Below are 761 nucleotides of genomic sequence, written 5' to 3'. Positions count from 1 at the left end.
CCATCCATCCACCCCAGCTTTCAAGATCCCCCGCCGCCCACCAGGCAGCGCAAAGAAAAAAGTACCAGAGTGAAGGGGGCTTGTCAAGGGGGGTGCTTGCAGAGCTGGCTAGGGGCAGAAAGGGAGGGCGAAAGGGATGAGAACTCATGGGTTTTGGTGTGCGCCCCCATACCTCATAGGGAAAAGAACCCCCTTTCCTCGGCTTGGGCTCGGGACCTCTGCCCGGCACCTCCTTAGCGGTTTTCGGAAATGTAGCGGGAAAGTTCCTCTATGACCATTTCCTGCTCGGTGATGATGGCTTTGACCACGTCCCCGATGGAGATCACACCCACCACCTGTTCCCCTTCCACCACGGGAAGGTGGCGCACCCGCTTCTCGGTCATGAGGCGCATGGCCTCGGCGAGGGAAGTCTCGGGGGCTATGGTAATCACCTCCCGGGTCATGACCTCCTCCACCCGGGTGTCCTTGGAGAACCGCCCCAAAAGCACCAGCTTTCGGGCGTAATCCCGCTCGGAAAAGATACCCGAAAGCCGATCCCCCTCCATAACCAAAAGGGCCCCCACATCATGCTCCGCCATGCGCTTTAGGGCCTCGAGGACCGTGGCCTGGGGTGAAACGGCGTAAACCGCTCCCCCCTTGCGCAAAAGGACCTGCCGGACCGTCATACCCCCCCTTTCCTTTAGGGGTTTATTATCCCCCCTTCGGTTATTCGCTCCGACACTATTCACGCCGCCACCCTAGCTACCCAGGCGATGGGTAAG

The 761-nt window shown here is 59.9% G+C and carries 1 protein-coding gene; it reads right to left on the bottom strand.

What is annotated here, in order from left to right; genetic code table 11:
• Positions 1-233 precede the first annotated feature (233 nt).
• Positions 234-665, bottom strand: a complete 432-nt coding sequence (locus tag IEX93_RS11355; protein ID WP_188848292.1) for a CBS domain-containing protein — start codon at positions 663-665, stop codon at positions 234-236.
• Between the last annotated feature and the right edge of the window lie 96 nt (positions 666-761).

This window comes from Thermus composti (assembly GCF_014647535.1).
Classification (GTDB): domain Bacteria; phylum Deinococcota; class Deinococci; order Deinococcales; family Thermaceae; genus Thermus; species Thermus composti.
Note: the sequence above shows the minus strand (reverse complement) of the source record. Positions and strands in the feature narration are given on the sequence as shown.